Origin of the sequence: Niastella soli (genome assembly GCF_017742245.1) — a bacterium.
GTDB lineage: Bacteria > Bacteroidota > Bacteroidia > Chitinophagales > Chitinophagaceae > Niastella > Niastella soli.
In genome coordinates this window covers 436,774-462,992 of the sequence record NZ_JAGHKO010000001.1, presented here as the reverse complement: position 1 = coordinate 462,992, position 26,219 = coordinate 436,774, and the positions used below count along the sequence as shown (strand labels likewise).

Annotated in this window: 15 protein-coding genes and 2 riboswitches; of the genes, 7 read left to right on the top strand and 8 right to left on the bottom strand. The window is 44.2% G+C overall.

The features are described 5' to 3' along the window. Positions 1–298 (bottom strand): hypothetical protein (locus J7I42_RS01700; RefSeq protein ID WP_209137038.1); only part of this gene is annotated, 298 nt, incomplete at its 3' end. A 260-nt stretch (positions 299–558) separates the two neighbouring features. Between J7I42_RS01700 and J7I42_RS01695 the strand changes: the two genes are divergently transcribed. The 4 genes from J7I42_RS01695 (at position 559) to J7I42_RS01680 (ending at position 10,563) form a co-directional block, all read left to right on the top strand. After that, positions 559–3,804, top strand: a complete 3,246-nt coding sequence (locus J7I42_RS01695; protein ID WP_209137037.1) for a SusC/RagA family TonB-linked outer membrane protein — start codon at positions 559–561, stop codon at positions 3,802–3,804. Positions 3,805–3,822: 18 nt separating this feature from the next. Beyond that, positions 3,823–5,661: a RagB/SusD family nutrient uptake outer membrane protein gene (locus tag J7I42_RS01690; protein ID WP_209137036.1), complete on the top strand. Its 1,839-nt coding sequence runs from the start codon at positions 3,823–3,825 to the stop codon at positions 5,659–5,661. Positions 5,662–5,779: 118 nt separating this feature from the next. Continuing rightward, positions 5,780–9,358, top strand: coding sequence for a VCBS repeat-containing protein (locus J7I42_RS01685; protein ID WP_209137035.1), 3,579 nt, complete (start codon positions 5,780–5,782; stop codon positions 9,356–9,358). A gap of 32 nt (positions 9,359–9,390) precedes the next feature. After that, positions 9,391–10,563, top strand: a complete 1,173-nt coding sequence (locus tag J7I42_RS01680; protein WP_209137034.1) for a class I SAM-dependent rRNA methyltransferase — start codon at positions 9,391–9,393, stop codon at positions 10,561–10,563. Between the two features lie 84 nt (positions 10,564–10,647). Here the strand turns inward: J7I42_RS01680 and J7I42_RS01675 are convergent, their stop codons facing one another. The 3 genes from J7I42_RS01675 to J7I42_RS01665 form a co-directional block, all read right to left on the bottom strand. Then, positions 10,648–10,983 carry a T9SS type A sorting domain-containing protein gene (locus tag J7I42_RS01675; RefSeq protein WP_209137033.1) on the bottom strand — a complete coding sequence of 112 codons (336 nt, stop codon included), beginning with the start codon at positions 10,981–10,983 and terminating at the stop codon, positions 10,648–10,650. A gap of 148 nt (positions 10,984–11,131) precedes the next feature. Continuing rightward, entirely contained in the window at positions 11,132–11,599 is a 468-nt protein-coding gene (locus tag J7I42_RS01670; RefSeq protein ID WP_209137032.1) for a peroxiredoxin, read from the bottom strand. Between the two features lie 84 nt (positions 11,600–11,683). Then, complete coding sequence (locus J7I42_RS01665; protein ID WP_209137031.1) at positions 11,684–12,256, bottom strand: hypothetical protein; 573 nt, start codon at positions 12,254–12,256, stop codon at positions 11,684–11,686. Between the two features lie 316 nt (positions 12,257–12,572). Here J7I42_RS01665 and J7I42_RS01660 point away from each other — a divergent pair, with 316 nt between their 5' ends. After that, entirely contained in the window at positions 12,573–13,784 is a 1,212-nt protein-coding gene (locus tag J7I42_RS01660) for a glycoside hydrolase family 27 protein (protein ID WP_209137030.1), read from the top strand. 32 nt (positions 13,785–13,816) lie between these two features. Here the strand turns inward: J7I42_RS01660 and J7I42_RS01655 are convergent, their stop codons facing one another. The 4 genes from J7I42_RS01655 to J7I42_RS01640 all read right to left on the bottom strand — a co-directional run bounded on the left by J7I42_RS01655 (position 13,817) and on the right by J7I42_RS01640 (position 21,621). Beyond that, on the bottom strand, positions 13,817–14,857 hold the full coding sequence (locus J7I42_RS01655; RefSeq protein ID WP_209137029.1) for a PorP/SprF family type IX secretion system membrane protein: 1,041 nt from the start codon (positions 14,855–14,857) through the stop codon (positions 13,817–13,819). A gap of 28 nt (positions 14,858–14,885) precedes the next feature. Further along, complete coding sequence (locus J7I42_RS01650; RefSeq protein ID WP_209137028.1) at positions 14,886–19,298, bottom strand: PKD domain-containing protein; 4,413 nt, start codon at positions 19,296–19,298, stop codon at positions 14,886–14,888. A 365-nt stretch (positions 19,299–19,663) separates the two neighbouring features. Then, entirely contained in the window at positions 19,664–20,080 is a 417-nt protein-coding gene (locus J7I42_RS01645) for a hypothetical protein (protein ID WP_209137027.1), read from the bottom strand. Between the two features lie 32 nt (positions 20,081–20,112). After that, the gene (locus J7I42_RS01640) at positions 20,113–21,621 is read right to left on the bottom strand and encodes a carboxypeptidase M32 (RefSeq protein WP_209137026.1); all 1,509 of its coding nucleotides are present in this window, start codon (positions 21,619–21,621) and stop codon (positions 20,113–20,115) included. 279 nt (positions 21,622–21,900) lie between these two features. Next, a riboswitch (cobalamin riboswitch) is annotated at positions 21,901–22,164 on the top strand. Positions 22,165–22,279: 115 nt separating this feature from the next. Between J7I42_RS01640 and J7I42_RS01635 the strand changes: the two genes are divergently transcribed. Both J7I42_RS01635 and J7I42_RS01630 read left to right on the top strand, forming a co-directional pair. Further along, complete coding sequence (locus tag J7I42_RS01635) at positions 22,280–23,251, top strand: ribonucleoside-diphosphate reductase small subunit (protein WP_209137025.1); 972 nt, start codon at positions 22,280–22,282, stop codon at positions 23,249–23,251. Positions 23,252–23,335: 84 nt separating this feature from the next. Beyond that, positions 23,336–25,705: a ribonucleoside-diphosphate reductase subunit alpha gene (locus J7I42_RS01630; RefSeq protein WP_209137024.1), complete on the top strand. Its 2,370-nt coding sequence runs from the start codon at positions 23,336–23,338 to the stop codon at positions 25,703–25,705. A 152-nt stretch (positions 25,706–25,857) separates the two neighbouring features. Beyond that, positions 25,858–26,067, top strand: a riboswitch (cobalamin riboswitch). Positions 26,068–26,219: the final 152 nt, after the last annotated feature.

Genomic DNA, 26,219 nt, shown 5'->3' with positions numbered 1-26,219 from the left:
AGGCAGAAGGCAGAAGGCAGAAGGCAGAAGGCAGAAGGCAGAAGGCAGAAGGCAGAAGGCAGAAGGCAGAAGGCAGAAGGCAGAATAATTTTAGCAGCGCAAGGTAGTTATTAGTTTCAATAGTTGTGACCCGTCTGCCGTTTGCCGTCTCCCGTTTGCCGTTTGCCGTCTCCCGTTTGCCGTTTGCCGTCTCCCGTTTGCCGTTTGCCGTCTGCCGTTTCATCCCTTCCAATTGCAAAACATTATAGCACAATACATATTTAACAGAAACTAACCATTTTTTTGCCTGGTGCAGCAAAATCCTTCATCTAACTCTCTAAACCAGATATATTTAATTGTGGTTCTTCCTATTAATTATTAGACTAGTTATTGATATACGTTACGTTAGTTATTTATGGGTGGGGTAATAATCAATCACTAAAACATATAAAAAAATACAGGATAATAAGTGCTACTAACGGGGTGTCAAAAACAGGAATTTTTATTTCGGAGAACCTGATTAATCGCTAATTTTAGTTTACAGCATTTTCACAACCAAACATTTCAAAAAACATCATTATGCCCTCAAAGCTAACTGTTAGGTTGTGGCTAGCCATACTATTGCTAGTACCGGCCACAACGATTCTTGCTCAGCAAAAAACCGTTACAGGGAAAGTAACGGACTCCAACAACCAACCCATTACCGGTGCCACGGTGTCGGTGAAAGGGTCGAATGTTGCGACTCAAACCAATGTAGAAGGTCACTTCTCTATTCCAGTTCCAGGTAATTCTTCTGTCTTAACAATCTCTTCAGTTGGCTACGAGCCAATTGAAATGTCTGTAGGAAGTAACCTCTCGCTGAATGTTTCGCTCAAAACAACCACTTCCAGTTTGAATGAAGTGGTTATCACCGGTTATACCGCTCAACGGAAAAAAGACATCACCGGTGCGGTGGCTGTCGTTGAAGTGGATAACATGCGGCAGATCCCCACTGGTACTCCTGAAAAAGCCTTACAGGGACAAGCGTCAGGTGTAACCATTGTTACGTCAGGTGCACCAGGTGGTAACAGTAACATCCGTATTCGTGGTATTACTTCTGTTGGTTCCACCGATCCTTTGATCATCATCGATGGTACGCAGGGTACTATGCACGACCTGAATGTGAATGACATTGAATCTATTCAGGTATTGAAAGATGCGGGTGCCGCGGCTATTTATGGCGTTCGTGGTTCTAACGGGGTAGTAATTATAACTACTAAAAGAGGAAAGTCTGGTAAGCCCAGAATAACTTATGACGGTTATGTAGGAACACAGCGGCCCCTGAAAGATGGTTTTAACATTGCCAACACCCAGGAAACCGCCAATGCCATTCAACAGAGTTATATCAACAGCGGTCTCACACCCGGCAACAAACAATTTGGTACAGGTACAACTCCTGTAATACCGGATTATATTACACCAACAGCGGCTAAAGAAGGTGATCCCAAAACCAATCCTTCTACCTACGCGCTATACGATAATCAGATCACAAAAGCCAATAAACAGGGAACAGACTGGTTTCATGAAATATTCAAACCTGCAATGATCCAAAGCCATAACGTGGCAGTATCATCAGGAAGCGACCGGTCGACTTTTTATTTATCCCTGGGCTATTTTAATCAGGAAGGTACCCTTATTGAAACTTATTTAAAACGGTATTCGGCCAGGATCAATACCACCTTTAATTTGAATAATAAGATCCGGATCGGGGAAAATGCTTATTTCTTTTACAAGCAGAACCCCGGATTCCCTGATGGTAACCAAAATGAAGGAAATGCCATTTCATTCAGCTATCGTGAAAGCCCCATCATCCCAATATATGATATCAAAGGCAACTTTGCCGGTACCGGTTCACAGGGTTTAGGGAATGCAGAAAACCCGGTGGCTAATTTGAAACGTATTCACAATAACAAGGCCAATGACTACCAGGTTAGTGGAAATGCTTTTGCGGAAGTGGATTTCCTAAAGCATTTTACGGCACGCACCAGCTTTGGCGGGTTTATAGATAATAATTACTGGACGCAGTTTGATTATACACAGTATGAAAATGCTGAGAACAACAAGAACCCCAATGCGTTTACAGAGAATTACATGTTCAATAACAGCTGGACATGGACAAATACGTTAACCTATAATAATATCATCGGCGATCATACTTTTAAAGCATTGATCGGTACGGAAGCTATTAGTAATTATATGCGGGGAATATATGGTACAAGAACCAATTACCCCATCACCAATGCCAATAGCCTGACTGTTGATCCTGCGTTGTGGACCCTTTTGTTTGGTGCACCCGGTGGTCAGATCAATGGTAATTTAAATGTAAATAATGGCGTCACTATTGACCTCAACAACCCCCCAACGCCTATACAAAGCTCCTTGTATTCACAATTTGGCCGGGTTGATTATAATTTCGCCGATAAGTATTTATTAAGCGGTACGTTGCGTCATGATGGTTCTTCTGTATTTGCAGAAGACAAACGCTGGGGTTGGTTTCCCTCTGTTACTGCAGGCTGGCGTGTATCCCGCGAATCCTTTATGAGTACGGTAAGCTGGTTGAATGACCTGAAGCTGCGTGGAGGCTGGGGTAAACTGGGTTCCATCAGCAATATCAGACCAACCAATGCTTATAACCTGTACACTCAGTTAGCGGCCAATTCTTATTATGATCTGAACGGTACCAATACCGGTTCAGTTGCGGGTATTTATAACAATCAGCTGGGTAACGTAGAAACTACCTGGGAAGAAGATATTATAACCAATATCGGGATGGATGCAACAGTGCTGAATAACCGCCTTAACTTTTCTATTGAATGGTATAAAAAGGCGATCAGCGGTTTGTTATTTATTCCAGCTGCTGTTGGACAAGCGGGTGGCGCGCAGCAGGCTTTTGCAAATAATGGTAATATTCAGAACACTGGTATTGACATGTCAGTTAATTATAATGGCAAGGCAGGTGATCTGAACTATGGAGTTACTGCAACCTTCACTTCTTATAATAATAAGGTAAAGAGTTTACCAGAGGGTACAAAATATTTAGACAGGGTAAGTACCGGCTCAAACAGATTTGGTGCTTTTTCGCGGTTACAGCCAGGACAAGCGCTCGGCGCGTTTTATGGCTATGAAGTAGTAGGGTTGTTCCAAAGCGATGATGAAGTAAACAAATCCCCCAAGCAGGAAGCTGCGGCTCCCGGCCGGTTCAAATACCGTGATGCAAACGGAGATGGTAAGATCAGTGACAGCGACCGCGTGTTCTTTGGTAATCCTAATCCTAAGTTTACTGCTGGTTTAAACCTGGAAGCAAGTTATAAGAACTTCGATTTCTCTACTTTCCTTTATACTTCAGTAGGAAATGATGTTGTTAACTACGTTCGTTACTGGACTGATTTCCCTCAGGTATTTGATGGTGCAGTAAGCAAAGATGCCGTGTATAATTCATGGACACCAACGAATACAGGTGCCAAAGTACCGAAGCTGGAACGCACCGCCAACTTCAGCAATACCACCCAGTATAATTCCTATTATCGGGAAAATGGTTCATTCCTGCGGTGTAAGTCAATGGTACTTGGTTATTCTTTGCCATCGGCTAAAACAAGAAAGGTCGGAATAGACCGGTTGAGAGTATATATTCAGGCTGCCAACTTGTTCACTATTACAAAATACACTGGCCTCGATCCTGAGTTAACCGGTTCAGACCTGAAGGACAATTCCAACTTCGGTATTGACTTCGGTAACTATCCTGCCAATCAGAAAAATTGGCTGGTAGGTGTAAATCTTTCTTTCTAATCTGTAATGAATGCTATTATGAAAAATATTCGTGTAAAACATAAATGGGCTTTAGCAGGAACGACCCTTGGAGCAGTAATGCTGCTAATTGCCTGTAGTAAAAGTTTTTTGGACAAAAAGCCATTGGGGGCTTTTAACGAAGATCAACTGCTCAATGAAGCGGGTATCGGTGGATTGCTGGTTGGCGCTTATCACATGGTAAGCGGACAGGGAGGTGCAGCCGGTAACAGTTGGGGCTCTGCTGCTTCGAACTGGGCGTTTGGCAGTGTGGCGGGCGGTGATTCCTATAAAGGATCAACCCCTTCTGACCAGGGTGATATTGTGCCTATTGAAACCTGGGCGTACAATGCCAATAATCCTTATTTTAACCAGAAATGGCAGGCTGTTTATGATGGGGCGCAACGTGCCAACGATGTGATACGGTTTCTGGCAAAAGCGCCATCAGTATCTGATACCGGCCGTAAATCCATGACCGCAGAAGCCCGTTTTTTAAGAGCTCATTTTCATTTTGAAGCCAAGAAAATGTGGAATAACGTTCCCTATGTTGATGAAAGCATATCTGTAGCCAATAAAAATACAAATGTGCCTAACATCGATGAGTCGGGTAAGTTTGTTGACATCTGGCCTAAAATAGAAGCTGATTTTCAGTTTGCGATCGACAATTTGCCCGATGAACAACCTCAGATAGGAAGAGCGAACAAATCTGCCGCTATTGCGTACCTGGGCAAAGTGCTGCTGTATCAACAAAAATTTGCACAGGCCAAAGCGCAATTCGATAAATTAATTCCGGCTGCCTATGGGGGCTCTGGAAATGGTAAAACAGCTGGCGGGTTGACTTACAAACTGGTGAATTTTCAAGACAACTTCAATGCGGCAACAGATAACAGCGCCGAATCAATTTTTGCCTATCAGGCTTCAGTAAATGATGGATCTGGTACCAATGGTAATTATGGTGATGTGTTGAACTTTCCTAACAGTGCAGGCCCCGGCGGATGTTGCGGATTTAATAATCCGTCTATCAGTCTGGCCAATTCCTATAAAACAGATGCCAACGGATTGCCTTTGTTTGATACTTATAATGCGGCTCCAAACGTAAGCGATCCCGCCACACCGTATACCGGTACGTTGGACCCACGGATTGACCTGACAATGGGCCGTCCGGGTATTTCTTTTTTAGACTGGGGTCCAACACCCGCGAATACCTGGATCCGTGACCCAGGGACCAATGGCTATTTCAGTCCAAGGAAAAACGTATATGCCAAATCTCAGCAAAATGTCTTGTCTTCTACTGAAACCAGCTTCTGGGGACCTACACAAATGGATGCCAACAACGTAAACCTCATTCGTTTTGCTGATGTATTGTTGTGGGCTGCGGAATGTGAAATGGAGGTGGGGAGTGCCGAAAAAGCAAGAGCCTATGTGAATTTTGTTCGTACACGCGCTGCAGATAAAACCGGCTGGGTATATGCGAGTAACGATTATGATGCTTCTACTGGTAAATACAAAACCCAAACTACGCCCGCTGATAATTATAAGATAGGGTTATATCCCACTGGCGCATTTAGCGACAAAGCCTATGCGTTGAAGGCAATACGGTTTGAAAGAAAGCTGGAATTGGCTATGGAAGGACAACGGTTCTTTGACCTGGCCCGCTGGGATAATAATACCGGAACTGTTATGGCGCCTGAGTTAAATGCGTTTGCCGCAATGGAAAAACAACGGCCTACGATCTATGCCATTAACACGTCGGCTACTTTTACTGCTAAAAAGAATGAATATTTCCCGATACCTCAAACACAGATCGATATTGCAAATTCGACTGGGAAAATAAACCTGAAACAGAATATCGGATACTAATACTGATTCTGATTCTGGTTATTTTAGAATGTGAAAATGCTGTAACTTAAGTAATCGTGCCACGTCCTTACAAAGGATCCGTGGCACGATTCTGTTTAATATAAAAGCGATTGTACTCATGAAGTATTGTAAAATAATCTTCCTCGCCATAATACTTGGTCCGGCCTGTAAACAAAAGAACCCCCTTTTTCAAGCAGTAACTTCATCCCATTCCGGCATCCACTTCAATAACACCATTGTTGAGAACGACAGCATTAATCCGTTGGATATGACCAATATTTATAACGGCGGAGGTGTAGGCATTGGCGATTTCAACAACGACGGATTACAGGATGTGTATTTCACCGGGAGTCTGGTTCCCAACAAAATGTATCTGAACAAAGGTGACCTTACTTTTCAGGATGTAACGCAACAGGCGGGCGTGGCAGGAGAAGGACGTTGGTGTCGTGGCGTTAGTGTAGTTGATATCAATAACGATGGCCTTGTCGATCTGTATGTATGTGCATCTATGTTAAAAGATGCTGGTCGCCGGCAAAACCTGTTATATATTAACCAGGGTGTTGATAAAAGCGGTTTTCCACAATTCAAAGAGCTAGCGGCCGATTATGGATTGAATGATACCACCTTTAGTACTCAGGCTGCTTTCTTTGACTATGACAATGATGGTGATCTTGATATGTATCTGGCAGTTAATGAGATCAGGGAAAAGGACAACCCATCGGTGTTCAGGCCAAAAATTACCGATGGTTCCCATTTCAGCACCGGGCGTTTGTATCGTAACGATTACAAAGAACAGGTAAAACATCCGGTATTTACCAATGTATCAAAAGAAGCAGGCGTAACCATAGAAGGGTATGGGCATGCGGTATCCATTGCCGATTTTAATAAAGACGGCTGGAAAGATATTTTTGTGACCAACGATTTTCTTCCCAACGATCTGTTGTACATTAATAACCACAATGGCACATTTACCGATAAAGCAAGCACCTATTTCAAGCATACCTCTTTTTACGGCATGGGCCAGGATGTAATAGACATCAATAACGACGGCCTGGCCGATGTAGTGGAACTGGATATGAATCCTGAAGATAATTTTCGTAAGAAGATGATGCTGCCAGCTAACAGTTATACGTTATACCAAAACTCCGATTATTATCACTATCAATATCAATATATACGCAATACCCTACAACTGAATATGGGACCACGCGTATTGCAAAAGGATACCATTGGAGAACCCGTATTTGCAGAGATCGGTTTTATGGCTGGTATTGCCGAAACTGATTGGAGCTGGACACCATTGGTGCAGGACTTCGATAACGATGGCTGGCGCGATATTGTGGTTACAAATGGCTACCCCAAAGATGTAACCGATCATGATTTTACCGCCTTTCGCAGTCAGTCGAGCAGGTTGGCCGGTAAAAAGTATATACTCGATCAGATTCCCCAGGTGAAAATCAATAACTACGCCTTTCGCAATAATGGCAACCTTACGTTTACCAACACAACAACCGATTGGGGGTTAACTACTCCTTCCTTTTCGAATGGTGCTGCCTGGGCCGATCTGGACAATGACGGCGATCTTGATTTTGTAGTGAACAATATCAATGATGAGGCGATGGTATATAAGAATACACTTCGCGATAACAAACCCGACAGCGCCCATTATTTGCGTGTTCATTTACAGGGAGATGCTTACAACAAAAATGGCTTGGGAACTTTTTTAGAAGTGTACTACAAAGGCCATCAACAGGTGTATGAGCAATCGCCGGTGCGTGGGTATTTGTCATCTGTACAAAACGATGCGCATTTTGGGTTAGGCGCATTCAACCAGGTTGATTCCCTGTGCATCAAATGGCCCAATGGCCATATGCAGGTGCTGCAAAATGTAAAGGCCGATCAGGTAGTGGCTGTTGATCAGGCAAAGGCTACCATCCCCTACACCTGGCAACAACCAGTGCTTGCCAACAATACCCTGTTCACTGATATTACTGCCGCCACGGGGATACAGTATACCCAAACCGAGAACGATTTTATTGATTTTAATATCCAGAAATTATTACCGCATAAGTTGTCGGAGTATGGCCCTGCCCTGGCAGTTGGCGACCTGGATGGCAATGGGCTCGATGACCTGGTATGCGGAGGCTCCTCTGGTTATAGCGCCACGCTGCTGCTGCAATCATCCGGCGGGCAATTCGCCTCAAAACAATTGCAGCCAAATGTTACAGAACAAACTAAGCCGGGCGAAGATATGGGCATAGCCCTTTTCGATGCAGATGGTGATAAAGACCTTGACCTATTTATTGCCGGTGGTGGCTATGAACATGCGCCAAACGATACCGCCTATGCCGATAAATTATTCATCAATGATGGCCATGGGCAATTTGTTTTTACCACCACAGCAATCCCAAAGAACTATACCAGCAAATCATGTGTACGTGTAGCCGATTTTGATAAAGACGGCGATCTGGACCTGTTTATTGCGGGCAGGGTAGAACCGGGCAGTTATCCCAAACCGGTGTCCAGCTTTTTATACCGCAATGAATCACGACCCGGAGAACCCAGGTTTGTTGATGTTACCCACACCGTTGCATCTTGTTTGGACAACATAGGGCTGGTCTGCGATGCCGTATGGACAGATTTTAATAATGATGGCTGGCCTGACCTGGCACTGGCAGGGGAGTGGATGCCGCTTACGTTTATAAAGAATACCCAGGGTTCATTTAACAACGTCACCCCGCAAACCGGCCTGCAGAATAAAACCGGTTGGTGGACAAGCCTGGTGCCTGGCGATTTTGATAATGATGGCGATATAGATTACATAGCCGGTAATTTGGGGCTTAATTCATTTTACCGGGGCAATACCAGTAATCCCGTTCACATGTACGCCAAGGATTTTGATAACAACGGGGTTTTTGATGCCATACCTACTTTATACCTGCCTGCCAGTGCCGAAAATCCGCAACGCCAGGAGTTTATTGCCGAAATGCGGGACGATGTAGTGAAACAGGTTGTTGGTTTCAAAGCAAAGTATCCGAACTATAAAAAATATGCAGCGGCCTCATTTGATCAGATGCTTACCCCCGAAGAAAGGAAGACCGCATTGGTGGTAAAGGCCGATCTCTTTGCGCATTGTCTGGTTAAGAACCTGGGTAATGGCAGCTTTGAATTACAACCTTTACCGGTGTCTGCCCAGTATTCTTGTTTAAATGGTATGCTGGTGCAGGACTTCAATGGCGATGGCAACCTGGATGTACTGATCAACGGAAATGATTATGGTACTGAAGTATCGGTTGGCCGCTACGACGGCTGCAATGGCGTGTTGTTACAGGGTGATGGCAAAGGTGGCTTTACCCCGCTTAGTTTGTTGCAATGCGGCATTTTTATTCCTGGAAATGGTAAGTCGCTGGTGCAATTTAAAAATGCTGCCGGAAATTATCTGTTGGCGGCTGCTCAAAACCGGGGACCGTTAAAAATATACAGTTTGAAAAAGCCGGTGCGTTGTGAGCCGGTTGGGGCATTGGAGGTGAAGGCTGTAGTAAAATACCGGAATGGCAAAACACAGGTCCGGGAATTAAATTATGGCTCGTCCTTACTTTCACAATCTGGCCGGTATCTTATGCTGGACAGTACCATTGTAAGTGCAGAGATCGTTGACAATAAAGGGAATAAACGGGTGGTTGCCACCACACAATAGGAGGCGGGACAAAAAGTCTTACTTTTGCGCCGATGAATCAGGTAATATTAAAAAAGAAGATCAGTATGCGGGTGGCAAACGGGCATCCCTGGATCTTTGCCAACGAAGTAAATGAGGCTCCGGAAGGGGTGAATCCCGGCGATATTGTTGACGTATACACACACGATAAAAAGTTTATCGGAAAGGGATACATCAACCCCCGTTCGCAAATACTGGTACGCCTGCTTACCCGTAAAAAAGACGATGTGATCAATGAGGAGTTTTTCTATAAACGCCTGTTGGAAGCCTGGCAATACCGCCAGCAACTGGGCTATGTAGAGAATTGCCGGCTTATTTTCGGGGAGGCCGATTATCTGCCTCAGTTGATCATTGATAAGTTCAATGATTATTTTGTTATTCAAACTTTGGCGCTGGGTATAGATGTTTGGAAACCCGCCATTGTAGCGGCGCTGGAAAAGATATTCAAGCCTAAGGGCATATACGAACGCAATGATGTGCCAGTGCGGGAATTGGAAGGGTTGCCTCAGCAAAAGGGATTTCTATCGGCCCCTTTTGATACGAAGATCACCATTCAGGAAAATGGAATGAAGTTCTTTGTAGATATTGAGAATGGTCAAAAAACCGGTTACTTCCTTGATCAACAGGATAACCGCCGGGCCATTCAGCACATCGTAAAAGGAGCCGACGTATTAGGTGCCTTTACCTATACTGGCACCTTTGAGATCCATGCGGCGCATTATGGAGCTAAGTCGGTGCTGGGGCTCGATATTTCACAAAATGCCGTAGACCAGGCCAACCGCAATGCAGCGCTGAACGGTGTTGATAAGAACTGCCGGTTCGAATGTATGAATGCGTTCGATGTACTGAAAGCCTGGGCCAAAGAAGGGAAACAGTATGATGTGGTAATGCTGGATCCCCCCTCGTTTACCAAAACAAGGGATAATATTCAAAAAGCCATTACAGGGTATAAGGAGATCAACCTGCGGGGGATGAAGCTGGTAAAACCCGGTGGTTTTCTGGTAACATCCAGTTGTACCAACCTGGTACAACCCGATCTGTTCCTTGAGATCATTCAATTAGCGGCCAAGGACGCCCGAAGAAAGATCAGGCAGGTGAGTTTTCAAACCCAATCGGCCGACCATCCCATTGTATGGGAATGGGAAAACACACACTACCTGAAATTCCTGATTGTACAGGTGATGTAATGCCGGTTATAAAAGCACTAAATAAACAAAGCCCCCCTCGGCTGAGCCGAGGGGGCTTTGCCATATAAAAAGGTAAATGAGTGCTTATTTAGAAACCTGGAACTTACCAGAATCAATTACTTTACCGTTCTTGTCTTTTAATTGGAAGATGTAAATGCCACGGTAAAAATCGTTAAGGTTTACTGTTGTCTTAGGAGTTATATTGGTTATTTCTTCTACTTTTTTCCCAATGAGATTAAAGATCTGAAGGTTGTAGTTTTTATCATAACCGCGTTGAAAATCAAAGGTAATAACGGAAGTAGCAGGGTTGGGATAAAACTTTACAACAGTAGGCGCAGAATCTCCTCCTGGATTTCGATCCTGGCTTTTGGCTTGTAAAGTCAATAAAAGGAAAGTGGACAATGCGTAAAAAATCTTCATGCACGATGATATTTTACAATTATTGTTCAAGATAGTTCCGTTTGCCCAAAATTACAAATCCTTTAGGAATAAACCCCGGTTTACTAGGGGAATCTGCTTACATTTTTGTACACAGGCGAATTTTTAACCTTATCTTAATTGATAATAATCAATTAATTGTGCTCAAACTTGCTTGTATAGCTTCAAAATCAGGGAGGTCGCCGGCATTCTCTAACACCTGGGCATATCTCACAATACCCTCCCGGTCAATAACAAACGAAGCTCTTTTTGAAACCCCTTTCATATTATAATTCCAGTCTTCATATATGGCGTTGTACAGCCTCGATACTTCTTTATTGAAATCGCTCAGCAAAGTAAATTGATACCCCTGCTCCTCTTTGAATTTTGCCAGGGTGTATAAAGAGTCAACACTTATGCCCATTACCTCTGCATCGATATTATTAAATAAGCTCATGTTATCGCGTATATAACAAAGCTCTTTAGTACAGGTGCTGGAGAAGGCGAACGGATAAAATAGCAGTACTATTTTTTTGCCCTTTCCATTATGCAGGCTTATGGGGTTCTTGGCAGAATCGAATAATGTAAAATCGGGCGCGGGTTGACCAACGGAAATCATAATGAGATTGTTTGCAAGTTATACTAATGGAGAAACCGTCGGCAAATTAATTAATAATTCATTATGGCCTGCTTCCGCAGGCTTTTAGTTAGTAGCAAGCGAAAGTATATTCTTTTGAAGTTCAATATACCTTTTATAAAACCTACGCAATGGTTCGTACTGCGGATCGCGGAAAGACAGGTCTGTTAGCCCGTTACCTACAGTAACGTATTGTATTAGCATATCGTGGTCGAAGAAGAACACCTCCCCATGCTTGATCTCATCTTCGTAATAGGAGAGAAAATCAGTTTCATACAATTCCATACAGATCAGCCGTCCCCTGTTCATGTAATAGGTTTCGGTGTACTCCAGTGAATCAATCCGGTAGCGCACCTCAAATACAATGATGTTGTTATTGTGTACTGTGTAATACCAGGTCTCTTTCAGGGGTTCGTCCTTCCGCAATATTTTATTCAGGTAAAAAGTGCGTTGCGATTTAAGTGAGAGGCTGTCAGTTTCATGGATCACCTGGTCAATATTCGATCGCCAGTCATACCTGCTTTGGGTAAACGCAGTTGAAGAAATAGCCATTGCAACAATGGTCATAAGCATTGTTACTGAAAGTCCGGTTGGTTGGTGCGGACGGCGGAAAGGTGCTATCGCTGCCGGGATTCTCATGTTTATTAAATTTAAGATTTTATCAGCGAATTATAAATACCTGTTACCAAAAAAAAGCTGTATGTGTATTAGTTTTCCAGGGGAGAAAATAAAGGTGGTTGGGGTTTGCACAAAAAGGAAAAAGGCAGCAGTCATGAGCTCAACAGCGATAAATATTTAGCACAATAAGTGTACCCGACTCATAGGTTATAGGGGCGCTTATTTCTATAAATTTCAACAAACGTTTGCGTGTTTGTTTTGTTCGGCAGGGAGTTATTTTTGTTGGTAAAGTTTCCAAATCATTGCTATTTAACTCCTGTTTCTAAAACCGTGCATTATGGTGCTAAAAAAACTTGCTATTACAACCTGTATCCTTCTCTTAACCTTATTCGTAAAAGCTCAAACAGACGTTGCCTTAACGCCCCCCATGGGATGGAATAGCTGGAATCTATTTGAAGAAGAAGTGTCTGATAAATTGATCAGGGAAATAGCCGACGCTATAGTGTCTTCTGGGATGGCCCATGCTGGTTATCAATATATAGTACTGGATGATTATTGGGTGGGTGGCCGTAATGCCAATAATGAATTGTTCCCCGATCCGGTGCGGTTTCCTCAGGGCATAAAGACGCTGGCCGATTATGTACATAGCAAAGGATTGAAGCTGGGTATTTATTCCGATGCAGCTTCCCTTACCTGCGGCGGGGTAACAGGGAGCTATAATTTTGAGGAGCAGGATGCCAAAACCTTTGCAAAATGGGGGATCGATTATCTTAAATATGATTATTGTAATGCCCCAGACGATATGGTAACGGCCTTTACACGGTATAAAAAAATGGGTGATGCTTTAAAGAAAACCGAGCGGCCCATTGTATACAGTATTTGCGAATGGGGGCAGCGCCAGCCCTGGTTATGGGCAAAGGCCGCCGGGGGGCATCTGTGGCGAACAACCTGGGATATTCGTGATACCTGGGTAAGTGATAAATATGACAATGGCCATAATGGAATTATGAATACGGTTGATAAACAAAAGGGCCTGGAAAAGTTTGCCGGTCCAGGTGGCTGGAATGATCCCGATCTGTTAGTGACCGGTTTGTTTGGTAAAGGAAAATCTTCTTCTTTGAAAGGCCGGTATTCCGGATGCTCCTTAACTGAATATCGCAGTCAGTTTATATTATGGTGTATGCTGGCCTCACCCCTCATGGTTAATCTCGATGTGCGAACTATGGACACGGCAGTGGCTACCATTTTGCGTAATAAAGAATTGATCGCTATAGACCAGGACCCGCTGGGCAAGCAGGCGGCATTGATAGGCGACTATAATGGCTGCCAGGTTTTTAAAAAGGAATTATCGGGCGATCGCTACGCGCTTTGTATACTCAACAGACGGGATACTGCCGGGGCCTTTTCTTTCGCATTAAACGATTTGAAAATATTTGGCCAATGGAGTGCCAGACAAGTATTGACCAACCAGCAATTGGGGGCAGTTAAAATATTGTCAGGAAAACTGGCCGCTCATGATTGTGCCGTATTTGTATTGGTTGCGAAATAAAATAGTGGGCCTTCGCCTTTGGCGGAGGCCCTTTAAAATTTAGGACATAACATTTTATACTCGCTGCTGTTGTCGCGGTGCAGAAAGCCGATGTAGCAGATCGATATTTCAAATCCGCCCCGACCCATGCTGGCAGTTTTTAACTGGGACACGTTAACATCATAGCTCAGGGCTGATGACAGATTACCCCAATCTATTTTTAATACAGGCACCAGTGCATCCTTCCAGCGAAGGAGTAAGCCACCACTCAATATATAGGTAGGGTCGTCGGGAGTATCGCCCAGTTTATAAGAATACAAAGCGCCACCAATTGTTTCGGTATAGCCACCCTGAATGGAATGATCGGCCTGCAGGGTAATGGAAGAAAGATCAGTTACCCCCCATTTAACACCGATTGAGGCAACATATTTTGCATTCAGCTCAATACTGCGATTGTGATAGAAAGAGCTTTTCGGCCGGTTCAAATGATGATAGGCGGCGCCAATAAACATACTGTTTTGCTGATCGGGACCAAAGGTGGTATTGAAACTCATACCCACGCTGGCATCCCAGGTGCTGTAATTGGGCGATAGCATGATCTCTCCGGTGGGTAAACTGGCATCGTACACGCCCCCCGAGTACTGGTTGTCAGTGGTGACCTTGGACAGGTCAAGGCTTTTGCCGATATATCCGCCCATAAATCCCAATGACAGGTACATGGTTTTTTCGTTGCTCAGCGATTTATGATAGTTCAGTGCTGGCAGAATTTGCGTGGTGGTCAATCCCACGGTTCCGGCTTTATCAAAAACGGCTTGCAGACCGGTTGTAATAAAGTCATTGCTATTGCCAATAGGCATTTTATATTCTGCGTTCAGCGAACCGGTCCTGTAGGCATTGGTAACGCTGTTCCATTGATCGCGATACACGCCTTGAATGCGATAATCTCCTGTATAGATGCCGGCGAGAGAAGGATTTCGTAATAACGGGGCCTCAAAGAACTGAGAAAAATGTATATCCTGCCCTTTTGCGTTCAATAGCGAAAGCATCAATATAAAGCCGGCAACGGGCCGTTTGTAATTATAGCCGGTCGTCATGGTTGGGTTTTTAATGTTAATAGGTTCATTATCTCACCAATGCCACATTGCCTTTTACAGGAACAATGGCATTGTTTTCACACACAAATTCTATAATATAAACATATACATCGGCGCTGGCTGGCTTGCCTTTATAACTGCCATCCCAGCCTCCGGTTGGGGTACGATCGTTAGCCATGAAATTCATTCTTTCATACACCATCTCGCCCCAGCGGTTAAAGATGCGCATGCTGTTTACCCGCGTTAAACCAACACCACGTGGTGCAAAAATGTCGTTTACGCCATCGCCATTGGGTGAGAATGTATTTGGAATAAAATAGTTTAATCCGTTACATACAACGGTTACCGTAACATCGCCTGTATTGGTACAGCCGTATTGATCTGTAACCTTTACCGTATATCTTTTTGTGAACTTAGGGTTGGCATATGGGGTAGGACAATCTGTACAACTCAGGTTTTGGGCTGGTGTCCAGCTGTAACTAACTACTTCAGGCCCGTAAGTTACCGGTAAAGTAATGCCCGTGCTTACCGGGATCACGGGATTGTCAATAACAGTGATCACAGGTGTTTCCGGTACAAAGATATTTTTGCTGGTTGTATCGGAACAACCAAACGAATTTTTAGCCTCCAGCTTTACCGTATAATTACCGGCATTATTAAAGGTTACCGATACGTTTTGGGTAGTGGGTGTATTGTTATTGCCCAGGTCCCATTTCCAGTATATAACAGTATCGGGAATGGTGAGCATGCCGCCCAGGTTTATGGTAGTGTTCAAACAGGTAATGCTGTCACCAACAATGTATGGGTCTGGCGTGCGGAAAACCCGAATAGAATCGCTGATGGTTTTGCTGCAACCCCGCTGGGTGGTCACACTTTGTGAAACGGTGTATAAGCCGGGTTGCCGGTAAAAGTGAGACGGGCTCAGATCCGATGATGTAGCAGAGCCATCACCAAAATCCCAGGTCCTGCTCACAACGGGGTCGTTGCCTATAGTGTAGTTGGTCAGGTTCACCAGGCTCGAATCGCAAAACTTTTTCTTGTCAATGGCAAAAAGCGGAGTTGCGCCAATTACCTTAATAACTGGTCCACCAACGCCCGCAATACAGCCCTGCTTGTCGGTATATACTAAAACAGGACTATAAAAAGCCGGTGATCTGTAAAAATGCTGATAGGTAGCGGCCATAGAAGAATCTATAGTGCCATCACCAAAAGCCAGCGAAAATTTCAGGTCGGGCAGGGCAACCACCGAAAAGTCAACCAGCAGTTCATTACAGGCCTCCAGTGGGCTATAAGTAAGGGTTGTTCTTGGGCCTGGATCTACTACATGCACATGTTTACTGGTTGAGTCTATACAACCCCCATAACCCCATACATACAGTTTTGCTTCATATTCTCCATAGAGATTATAAAAATGGGTTGGGTTCAATAAGGAGGAGGTGGCGCCATCACCAAAGTTCCATTCCAGCGAATCATAATTTTGAGCCTGGGAGGTGAACTTGGTCTCAATAGGAGGGCATATGGTCAAGGTATCCTGAATATCATAGGCGGGTATTGGTTTTATTGTAGTAATGTAACCTGTGCGCGTTACGGAGTCCTTACAGCCTCCACGATCGGTGATCACCAACTTGACGGAGTAGGTGCCATTATCGCCGCCATAGGTATAGATTGGGTCTTTATCAACAGAGGTGTTGCCATTGCCAAAATCCCAAAGGTAGGTGAGGCGCTTACCAAAAGAGGAATCGGCAAAATGTACTGCTGAACTGGGACAAACTTTTGTAATATCGGAGTTAAACCAGGGCTGTGGTTGGGAAATAAAAATGGTGTCTGCCAGTGAGATCGTATCAATACAACCCATGGCGTCTTCTACGGTTAAATGGGGTACAAACTCTCCGGTATCAGCAAAGGTATGTGAGAATGGCGCACTGGTGTATGATTCAGTTTTGCCATCGCGAAAATCAATTGTCCATTTTGTTAATGCACTGCCGGCACCGCTTACCGTGGATTGGTCAGTGAAAGTAACAATGGCATTTTTACAACCACCCGGTGATGTTTCGGTGAATTTGGCAGTGGGACTCACTACGGTCACGTTCACTGTTTTGAAGTCCACACAATTGTTTATATCAGTAATGGTTAGCTTAATACTATGGGGGCCGTTTGTTTTAAAATTGACAATGGTAGAGTTCCCTGTTATGTCGTTGCCTCCATCGATTGACCACGCGTATTTTTTAATGTATTGTGAATTGTTGGTTGAGGTAATAGTGTAATTAGCGTTCCTGCAAACGGTGGTGGGAATCGTGAAATCCGCCAATTCTTTAACCAGATTAACATTGGCGGCAAACATATGGGTACAGCCGCCGCCAGTTAAAGTAAGCGTAACGGGATATATGCCATATCCTGAATAGGGATGGGAAGGATTGGGTATATTGGACGTTGTTCCATCACCAAATTGCCAGTTGTAACTTGTTGTTACCGCTGGATTTGGATCAATATGTGATTTGTCAATAAAAGGAACCGTAAGGCTATTACAGTTAATTGTAAAATCAAATCTGGCAATAGGTGGCTTTATATGTACTGATTTTCCTGTGATGCTTGCAGGGCAGCGATTATTAAAGGCTGTTAATTTAATAATAAACACACCGGAGTCGTTGTACAGATGTGCGGGATTTTGCTCTTTGGATGTGGTGCCATCGCCAAAATCCCATGTCCAGTCATCAACCGGATCTGGCGTTAGATCGGTAAAGTGGATGGTGTCTGATGCACAGGCGTCAATCTTTGAAATACTAAAGTCCGGTGCCGGTGGCGTGCCCACTTTTACCGCCCCTTTTTCTGTAGTTGTTTCTGTACAACCCCCTTTGGTTTTAATGGTTAAGGTGATGTCATAAACTCCTGTATTAGCATAGGTATGAACCGGGGGCGGATCTGTTGCCAACACTGTTTGAATTGTGCCATCGCCAAAGTCCCAGGTATACGTATCCACGCCATCAATAGAAGTAACATTTGCGCTGGGCGTGTAGGTATAAGGAACACATCCGCCGGCTCCTGTACTGGTAATTGCTACTTTTGGGGGTACTATTTGAACAACTGCTTTCTTGGTGAGCGTTCCTACGCACCCTTTATCATCTGTAAAATCAACTGATACATTAAATTCATCAGCAGTATTGTACTGATGGGTAATGGGTGAACCATTCCCGGAACTTCCGTCGCCAAAATGCCATACCCAGTTTACGATAGGAGAAGAAGATGCGTCCTGAAAGGTTACAGCCAACGGCGGTTGACAGGCCGTGGCGTTGGTAACATTGAAATCAATTGACGGCCCGGGATTCACATGCACAACTTTAAATGCAGAGTCCTTACAGGTGGGATAATTATTGTACAGTTTTACTGTATAGTCCCCGGGAGTAAGATAGGTGGTGTTGTCGTTGGTATTGGTGGATTGTATGCCATTGCCAAAATCCCACAAGGTTTTTTGCGGGGTTACCGAGGAGCTATTAACAAATGCTACGTTTACCCCCTGACACACATTATCAGGAACCTGAATGGAGGTGGCCGGTCCGGTCAGGTTAACCGGTTTTGAGATAGATCCTGAACAACCAAATTCACTGGTGGCCGTAAGCGTAACATTATAGGTGCCGGCAGCATTATAGGTTGTGGATGGATTGAATTGGGTAGAATTAGTGCCATTGCCGAGGTCCCATTGAAAGGTCATATTACCCGGACCGCTCGATTGATTGCTGAAAGTGATGTTGTAGGGGGCCTGGCAGGTAACCGGATTATTATTGGTGAATTCTGCTTTAACGCCTTGTACAATACGAAGATAGCGATACTGCGTAAGCGCGCCTTTGCAACCTTGACTGTTGGTTACCGTAAGGGTTATATTATAAAAGCCTGTATTTGTGTAGGTATGGGCAGGATTTGAAGCTGTGCTGGTAACGCCATCGCCAAAATCCCATTGCCAGGATGTTATCCCGCCTGAAGTGGACGTGCTTTTGTCTGTAAACTGAATGTTTACCGGTATACAACCTATAGTATGGTCTGCTGAAAAAGCAGCAGTTGGCGAGGGGTAAACGGTAATGTAATTTGTTTTGGTAATGCCATTTGTGCCGTCGGCATTGCGTACTACCAAAGTAACTGTGTAAGTGCCAGGCTGGTCGAATGTTATCCCGGGATTTTGAACATTCGACAACGTCCCATTGCCAAAATCCCAGTTCCAGGAGGTAGGATTGCCGGTCGTTAGATCTTTAAAGTAAACTCCTAATGGCGCGCAACCCGCTGTAGTGTTTGCACTAAAATCGGGCGAGGGTTGTGCAAAAACGGGCAATGAAAATAATAGCGCAAATGATAAATAAATCCACCATTTAAATAGGGATAGCCGGCTTACAGCTGAAAACCGAACCGGCATACGTAACCGGTTACCACAATGTGCCAGTACAAATTTAGTCAAGTGCAAAACTGTTTTATGGTTTGGTAGGCAGAAGTGCCCCTTATCTGACCAAAATGACCATTCTCAATGCAAATCCTTTACCCGGTAAATTATATTCTAGTAATAAAATAATTTACCTACGCGTATCTGCATAGCACAAATGACCAGTTCTTAACCAGTTTGGGCAAATGGTTTATCAGGGAATGCGGATTGTGATCTGAAGTATTAAATAGGATATTTAGGGCTGAAGCCTAAATCGTTCATAAGTTGTCGGTTAAAGGGGAGGAGTGTTGTAGGTTAACCCCGACTTGCCGGGGCAAGTGATTGCGTCAACTTATTTATACGAAAAAAATATAAGCCTCGTTGGGATAAAGTTATTGTTGAATTTATTTTTTACGTAATGTCAAAAGCCTGGTTCCATCAGGCGTGCTCATTTCTGCTTTCACATAATCCCAGCCACTGTCTTTGATCTTCCATAAGCCGTTTAGTTTTTTCAATGGATCAGCAGCCGTTGGGAAATCTGATGTTATCGTGTAATCAGATAAATTCGGCGCCCAGGTACCGTCAGTACTGCCACTACTTGTTGTACCTATTAATGTTCCATCTTCATTAAACTTAAAACGATAGTCTAAAAACTGGCTGGATAGATTGTTGCTGTCTTCAAAGTACTGTTCTACGATCCACTCTCCATGTGTAATGGCATCCATCACCATGTCCTGCACTTTTTTCTCAATTATTTTTTTGCACGACATGGAAAACAGGGCCAGGAACCCTGCCAAAACCAGAGGTTTGAGTTTATTCATAGTTCAGACTATAGGCACTTACCATTCAGATATTAAAATTTGTAAATATCTTTGAATTTGTCAAGTAAGTAGCCTGTAAAATATTCAATATTCAGGGTTTCTCCGCATATATCTTTGCACAATTCCTCACTGGTAAAGCGCCGTCCTTTCTGGTGCACCGCATTGCGTAACCATTGCAGCAAAGGGGTTGTATTCCCTTGTTTTATCAGTCCATTTAAATCAGTAATTGATTGATTCGCAAAGGAGTAGAATTGAGCGGCGTAGTAGCTTCCCAGGCTGTAGGTGGGGAAGTAGCCAAAGCTGCCATGGCTCCAGTGTACATCCTGCAGGCAGCCCCGTTTGTCGTCCGGTACTTTTACGCCCATTAAATTCAGGTACTGTTCGTTCCAGTAAGCAGGTATGTCTTTCACCGTCATAGTACCCCCAATCAGCAGTTTTTCCAGTTCATACCTGATCATGATATGAAAATGGTAGGTGAGCTCATCTGCCTCGGTGCGTATCAGGGACGGTTCCACCTTATTTATGCCTTTATAGAATTGCTCTACGGTAACTTTGCCCAGTTGTTCGGGAAAATACGTTTGCAAAACCGGTAGCCAGCGTTCGCAGAAAGCCCGGCTGCGGCCTACATGGTTTTCCCACAGGCGCGACTGTGATTCATGAATAGTATAAGAGGCCGGTTCGCCCAGCGGCAACCCGTATTCGTTTATGGGCAAACCCTGTTCGTACAGGGCATGACCTGCTTCATGGATACAGCTCCACACCATATTACTAAGGTCATTTTCATCTATGCGGGTGGTAACCCGTACGTCCTGGCTATTGAAATTAGTAGTGAAGGGGTGTTCAGAAATATCCTGCCGGCCGGCTTCCATATCGTACCCCATTTCTTTGATCACCTGCAGGCCGAACTGCCATTGTTTATCCTTGTTGAAGTGCTGGCGCAAAAAACTGTCATCTGCCGGCGGTTGTGCGGCAATTTTCCCCAACAGTTCTTTCAAAGGTTGCTGTATAGCGGAAAATACGCCATCGATCAGTTGAACGGTAGCGCCTTTATCATGGTCGTCGAGTAACGCGTTGTAGGGATGGTGTGCATACCCCAGCATATCGGCTTCCTGTTTCTTTAATTCTATCAGCCGGGCCAGGTCATTGGCAAAAAAAGAAAAATCATTTGCCTTGCGGGCTTCCATCCAGCTATGGAAACTCTTGTTCACCGCCTCAGCCAGGGTGCGAACAAATGAAGAAGGGAATTTTTTTTGTTTGGAATAATCCTGCCAGGTCAATTCCACATTTCTTTTTTCATCGACTGACAATTTATCACCTGATAACAATTCCTGTAACAGCCCGCCCAATTTTTCATCCGTGAAATGTTTATGGGCGATCTCAGACAGGGTGGCAATCTGCTGTCCACGAATAGGCGCTCCCTTGGGGGGCAAATAAGTTTCCTGGTCCCACTGCAATACAGCGGCGGCGTAACGCAGATCGGCAATAGTTTGCATCTCTTTTATATAGTCATCGTACAGGGACCTGGTGGCTGTATTTGTCATGCTGGCGGAATTTATTATTGATTACAGGGTGCGAAAATCGGTAAATTAAACCATACCCAAAAACCACCACTATAATAAAATACAGTGTAAAACGGTTAAGTGGAACGTTCTCTTTAGCAAACCTTCTAACTGCTTCTTTTTCCACGGCTTGTGAAAATATTCGTGATGTGGAACATACCCATTATTCAAATACATTTAGCATTGATGATAAATCTATTAACACCTGTGAAAAACTGTTTTGATGATTTTTTCACAGGCATGTTACTTTCGTACAGGTTCTTATTAATAATTTGTTACGGTGCTGACTGAATGACATCATACCAATCAGTCGGTTTAAAAGGGAACCGTGTGAAAATCACGGGCTGACGGGCAACTGTAAGTTGGGTGAATGGAACGTTAAATAGTCCACATTCTTCGATAACAACCCAGTCACTAAAGCTGATTCTACAATGACCACTGCCAGTGACCGGTGAAAGCCACATTGGCGGGAAGGTACTCAGCATATCAACAAGCCAGGAGACCTGCCGTATACAAAGTATGTTTGGAACTTTCCCGATAAGGTACCGACAATGATTGAAGCTTCAGCTATTTCCACGTGAAGTTATGGGGTTGCTATCTGCTGTCGTGCCGCTTTTTTAACATTCTAATTACTATAGTCATGCAGCATGAAAATGAAGTGTTGTTACAGGAAAACAAAGACCGGTTCGTTATTCTCCCTATCAAATATCCCGCAATATGGGAAATGTATAAAAAGCATGAGGCCAGCTTCTGGACTGCTGAGGAAATTGATTTAAGCGGTGACCTAAAGGACTGGGCTGCACTGAATGACGGTGAGCGTCATTTTATTTCACACGTACTGGCATTCTTTGCTGCCAGCGATGGCATTGTGAATGAAAACCTGGCAGTGAATTTTATGAGTGAAGTGCAGTTACCTGAAGCGCGTTGCTTTTATGGTTTTCAGATCATGATGGAGAACATTCACTCTGAAACCTACGCATTGCTGATAGATACATATGTAAAAGATGTTAACGAAAAAGACAGACTGTTCCACGCCATCGATACCGTACCTGCTGTGAAAAGAAAAGCAGAGTGGGCATTACGCTGGATTGAACAAGGGAACTTCGCCGAACGTTTAGTAGCCTTTGCAGCAGTGGAAGGCATTTTCTTCAGCGGTAGTTTCTGTTCTATTTTCTGGTTGAAGAAAAGAGGGTTGATGCCCGGTCTTACATTCAGCAATGAATTGATCAGCCGCGACGAAGGGTTGCATTGCGAATTTGCCTGTCTGTTATACAGCATGCTGAATGCTAAATTGTCACAGGAACAGGTGTACAATATCATCGGGGATGCCGTGCGTATTGAAAAAGAATTTATCACCGAAGCATTACCGGTTGACCTTATTGGGATGAATGCCCGGTTAATGCAACAATATATTGAATTTGTGGCCGACAGATGGTTGAGCGAACTGGGTTATCCCAAAATGTTCAATGCCACCAATCCGTTCGACTTTATGGAAATGATCTCGCTGCAGGGTAAAACCAACTTCTTTGAAAAAAGAGTAGGTGATTACCGCAAAGCCGGGGTAAACGCCAGCAAAGAGTCACAACAGTTTTCGCTTGATGAGGATTTCTAAGGAGATCGCAAAGACCAGAGCGTAAAAATCCAGCATCCCGAAAGATCGGAAATATTATTTGATAGCACTATAAACTCCATTGACATGAACGTTTTAAAAAGGAACGGGAAAAAAGAAACAGTAAAATTTGATAAGATCACGGCGCGTATTCAGAAACTGTCGTATGGATTGAGCCCGCTGGTTGATGTGATAGAAGTAACAAAAAAAGTAATTGAAGGTATTTATGATGGCGTTACCACTTCCGAGCTGGATAACCTGGCTGCAGAAACAGCTGCCTCATTAACTACCAAACACCCGGATTATGCATTGCTGGCTTCACGTATAGCTGTGAGCAACCTGCATAAAAATACCGAGAAGTCGTTCTCAGCTACCATGAAACGGCTGTATGATTATACCGATTCAGCTACAGGCCGTAAAATGCCTTTGCTGGCCGATGACATAATGGAGATCATCGACGCCAATGCTGAACTGCTGGATAGCTCTATTATTTATGACCGCGATTTCGGTTTTGATTATTTCGGTTTTAAAACACTCGAAAAATCATACCTGCTGCGTATAGACGGCGTCATCGTTGAGCGTCCCCAGCATATGTACATGCGTGTATCGATCGGTATTCACAAAGAAGACATCGAGAGCGCTATTAAAACATACAACCTGATGAGTGAGCGCTGGTTTACCCATGCCACGCCTACTTTGTTCAATGGTGGTACGCCCAAGCCACAAATGTCATCGTGCTTTTTGCTGACCATGAAAGACGACAGCATTGATGGTATTTACGATACACTGAAACAAACAGCCAAGATCTCACAAAGTGCTGGTGGTATCGGATTGTCAATTCACAACGTACGCGCTACCGGTAGCTATATAGGCGGCACCAATGGCACCAGCAATGGTATTATTCCTATGCTGCGTGTGTTCAACGATACTGCCCGTTATGTTGACCAGGGCGGTGGCAAACGCAAAGGCGCTTTTGCTATTTACCTGGAACCCTGGCATGCCGATATCATAGAGTTCCTTGATCTGCGTAAGAACCATGGTAAAGAAGAGATGCGCGCAAGGGACCTGTTCTACGCGCTGTGGATAAACGACCTGTTTATGAAACGCGTAGAGTCGAATGGCGACTGGAGCCTTTTCTGCCCTAATGAAGCACCCGGTTTAGGCGATACTTTTGGTGACGAATTTGAAGCGCTGTACAACCGGTACGAAGCTGAAGGCCGCCAGCGTAAAGTGATAAAAGCGCAGGACCTGTGGTTTGCCATTCTGGAAGCGCAAATTGAGACCGGTACGCCTTATATGCTATATAAAGATGCCGCTAACCGTAAAAGCAACCAGCAGAACCTGGGTACCATTAAAAGCAGTAACCTGTGTACAGAGATCCTGGAGTATACCAGCCCTGATGAAGTAGCGGTTTGTAACCTGGCTTCCCTGGCATTGCCCCGCTTTGTAAATGAAGGAAAATTCGATTTCGATAAATTATACGAAGTAACCTATCAGGCTGCACGCAACCTCAATCGCATCATCGATAATAACTATTATCCCATTGAGGAAGCAAAACGTTCCAACCTGCGTCACCGCCCAATCGGATTAGGCGTACAGGGATTGGCCGATGTGTTCATCCTGTTGCGTTTGCCTTTTGAAAGCGAACTGGCAAAAGTGTTGAACAAGAACATTTTTGAGACCATCTACTTTGCGGCCATGACAGCCAGCAAGGATATGGCAATAGAACAAGGTGCGTATGAAACCTTTGCCGGCTCACCTTTATCAAAAGGACAGTTCCAGTTCGATCTGTGGAATATTCAACCAAGTAACCGGTACGACTGGAACGCGTTGCGTGCGGAAGTAATGAAACATGGGGTGCGTAACTCCTTGCTGGTAGCGCCCATGCCAACCGCTTCTACCTCGCAGATCCTGGGTAATAACGAATGTTTTGAACCCTATACCTCAAACATCTACGTTCGCCGGGTATTAAGTGGTGAGTTTATCATTGTAAACAAACACCTGTTGAAAGACCTGGTACAACTGGGCCTTTGGAACGATGCCATGAAGAACAAGATCATTGCTGCTAATGGTTCTATTCAAAACATCAATGAAATACCTGCCGATATCAAAGCGTTGTACAAAACCGTTTGGGAAATAAAACAACGTCATTTGATCGATATGGCAGCCGATCGCGGCGCATTCATTTGCCAGTCGCAATCACTGAATCTGTTTGTTGATAATCCAACTGTGGCCAAACTTACCTCCATGCACTTCTATTCATGGAAAGTAGGATTGAAAACAGGTATGTATTATCTGCGTACACAGGCAGCAGCCCAGGCAGTACAGTTCACGGTTGAAAAACAAGGCAGCCGTCAAATGGAGCCTGTTGTGCCTAAATCAGGTGATAGCAATGATGAGATAATAGAAGGTCAGGTGTGCACCATGGAAGAAGGTTGCGTTACCTGCAGCTCATAGTCTTCACAGCTCGAACATATACCAATTAAGAACGAGGCGGGTCTCTTTAAAAGGGGGCCCGTTTTTTTATTTATGGGACAAGGAGGGTCTTCGCCGTGGCGAAGGCTCACCTTTGTTCTGATTTTCCTATCTTTGCACCTTCAGTTCTTTACTTTAACAACTTGTTTTCGGGTCCCTGACGTAAAGTCGGGATTAAAAAGGAACCGTGTGAGAATCACGGGCTGTCGCGCAACTGTATGTTGTAGTGAAGGGTTACTCCTTCACAGCGCTGCATAATTAGCCACTGTATTAGACCTCAATAGTATGGGAAGGCATGTAGCAAAACAACAAGCCAGGATACTTGCCTGAAAATGGAGACCAATGCTTTCGCGGTTAAAAAGCAGCAGTCAGGAACAGTTAATCACCTCACTTTGCACCACACATTGTAACTGTTTCTCTCTAACACTTTATCACGAAAGCATACACATTAAACGTAAAGACATTAATACTATTCATTAATGTTTCACTAAATGTT

What these genes read in the sequence shown, in the direction of transcription:
- J7I42_RS01695 (WP_209137037.1), top strand. Translation starts at nt 559, where the DNA reads ATGCCCTCAAAGCTAACTGTTAGGTTGTGGCTAGCCATACTATTGCTA.
- J7I42_RS01690 (WP_209137036.1), top strand. Translation starts at nt 3,823, where the DNA reads ATGAAAAATATTCGTGTAAAACATAAATGGGCTTTAGCAGGAACGACC.
- J7I42_RS01685 (WP_209137035.1), top strand. Translation starts at nt 5,780, where the DNA reads ATGAAGTATTGTAAAATAATCTTCCTCGCCATAATACTTGGTCCGGCC.
- J7I42_RS01680 (WP_209137034.1), top strand. Translation starts at nt 9,391, where the DNA reads ATGAATCAGGTAATATTAAAAAAGAAGATCAGTATGCGGGTGGCAAAC.
- J7I42_RS01675 (WP_209137033.1), bottom strand. Translation starts at nt 10,983, where the DNA reads ATGAAGATTTTTTACGCATTGTCCACTTTCCTTTTATTGACTTTACAA.
- J7I42_RS01670 (WP_209137032.1), bottom strand. Translation starts at nt 11,599, where the DNA reads ATGATTTCCGTTGGTCAACCCGCGCCCGATTTTACATTATTCGATTCT.
- J7I42_RS01665 (WP_209137031.1), bottom strand. Translation starts at nt 12,256, where the DNA reads ATGAGAATCCCGGCAGCGATAGCACCTTTCCGCCGTCCGCACCAACCA.
- J7I42_RS01660 (WP_209137030.1), top strand. Translation starts at nt 12,573, where the DNA reads ATGGTGCTAAAAAAACTTGCTATTACAACCTGTATCCTTCTCTTAACC.
- J7I42_RS01655 (WP_209137029.1), bottom strand. Translation starts at nt 14,857, where the DNA reads ATGACGACCGGCTATAATTACAAACGGCCCGTTGCCGGCTTTATATTG.
- J7I42_RS01645 (WP_209137027.1), bottom strand. Translation starts at nt 20,080, where the DNA reads ATGAATAAACTCAAACCTCTGGTTTTGGCAGGGTTCCTGGCCCTGTTT.
- J7I42_RS01640 (WP_209137026.1), bottom strand. Translation starts at nt 21,621, where the DNA reads ATGACAAATACAGCCACCAGGTCCCTGTACGATGACTATATAAAAGAG.
- J7I42_RS01635 (WP_209137025.1), top strand. Translation starts at nt 22,280, where the DNA reads ATGCAGCATGAAAATGAAGTGTTGTTACAGGAAAACAAAGACCGGTTC.
- J7I42_RS01630 (WP_209137024.1), top strand. Translation starts at nt 23,336, where the DNA reads ATGAACGTTTTAAAAAGGAACGGGAAAAAAGAAACAGTAAAATTTGAT.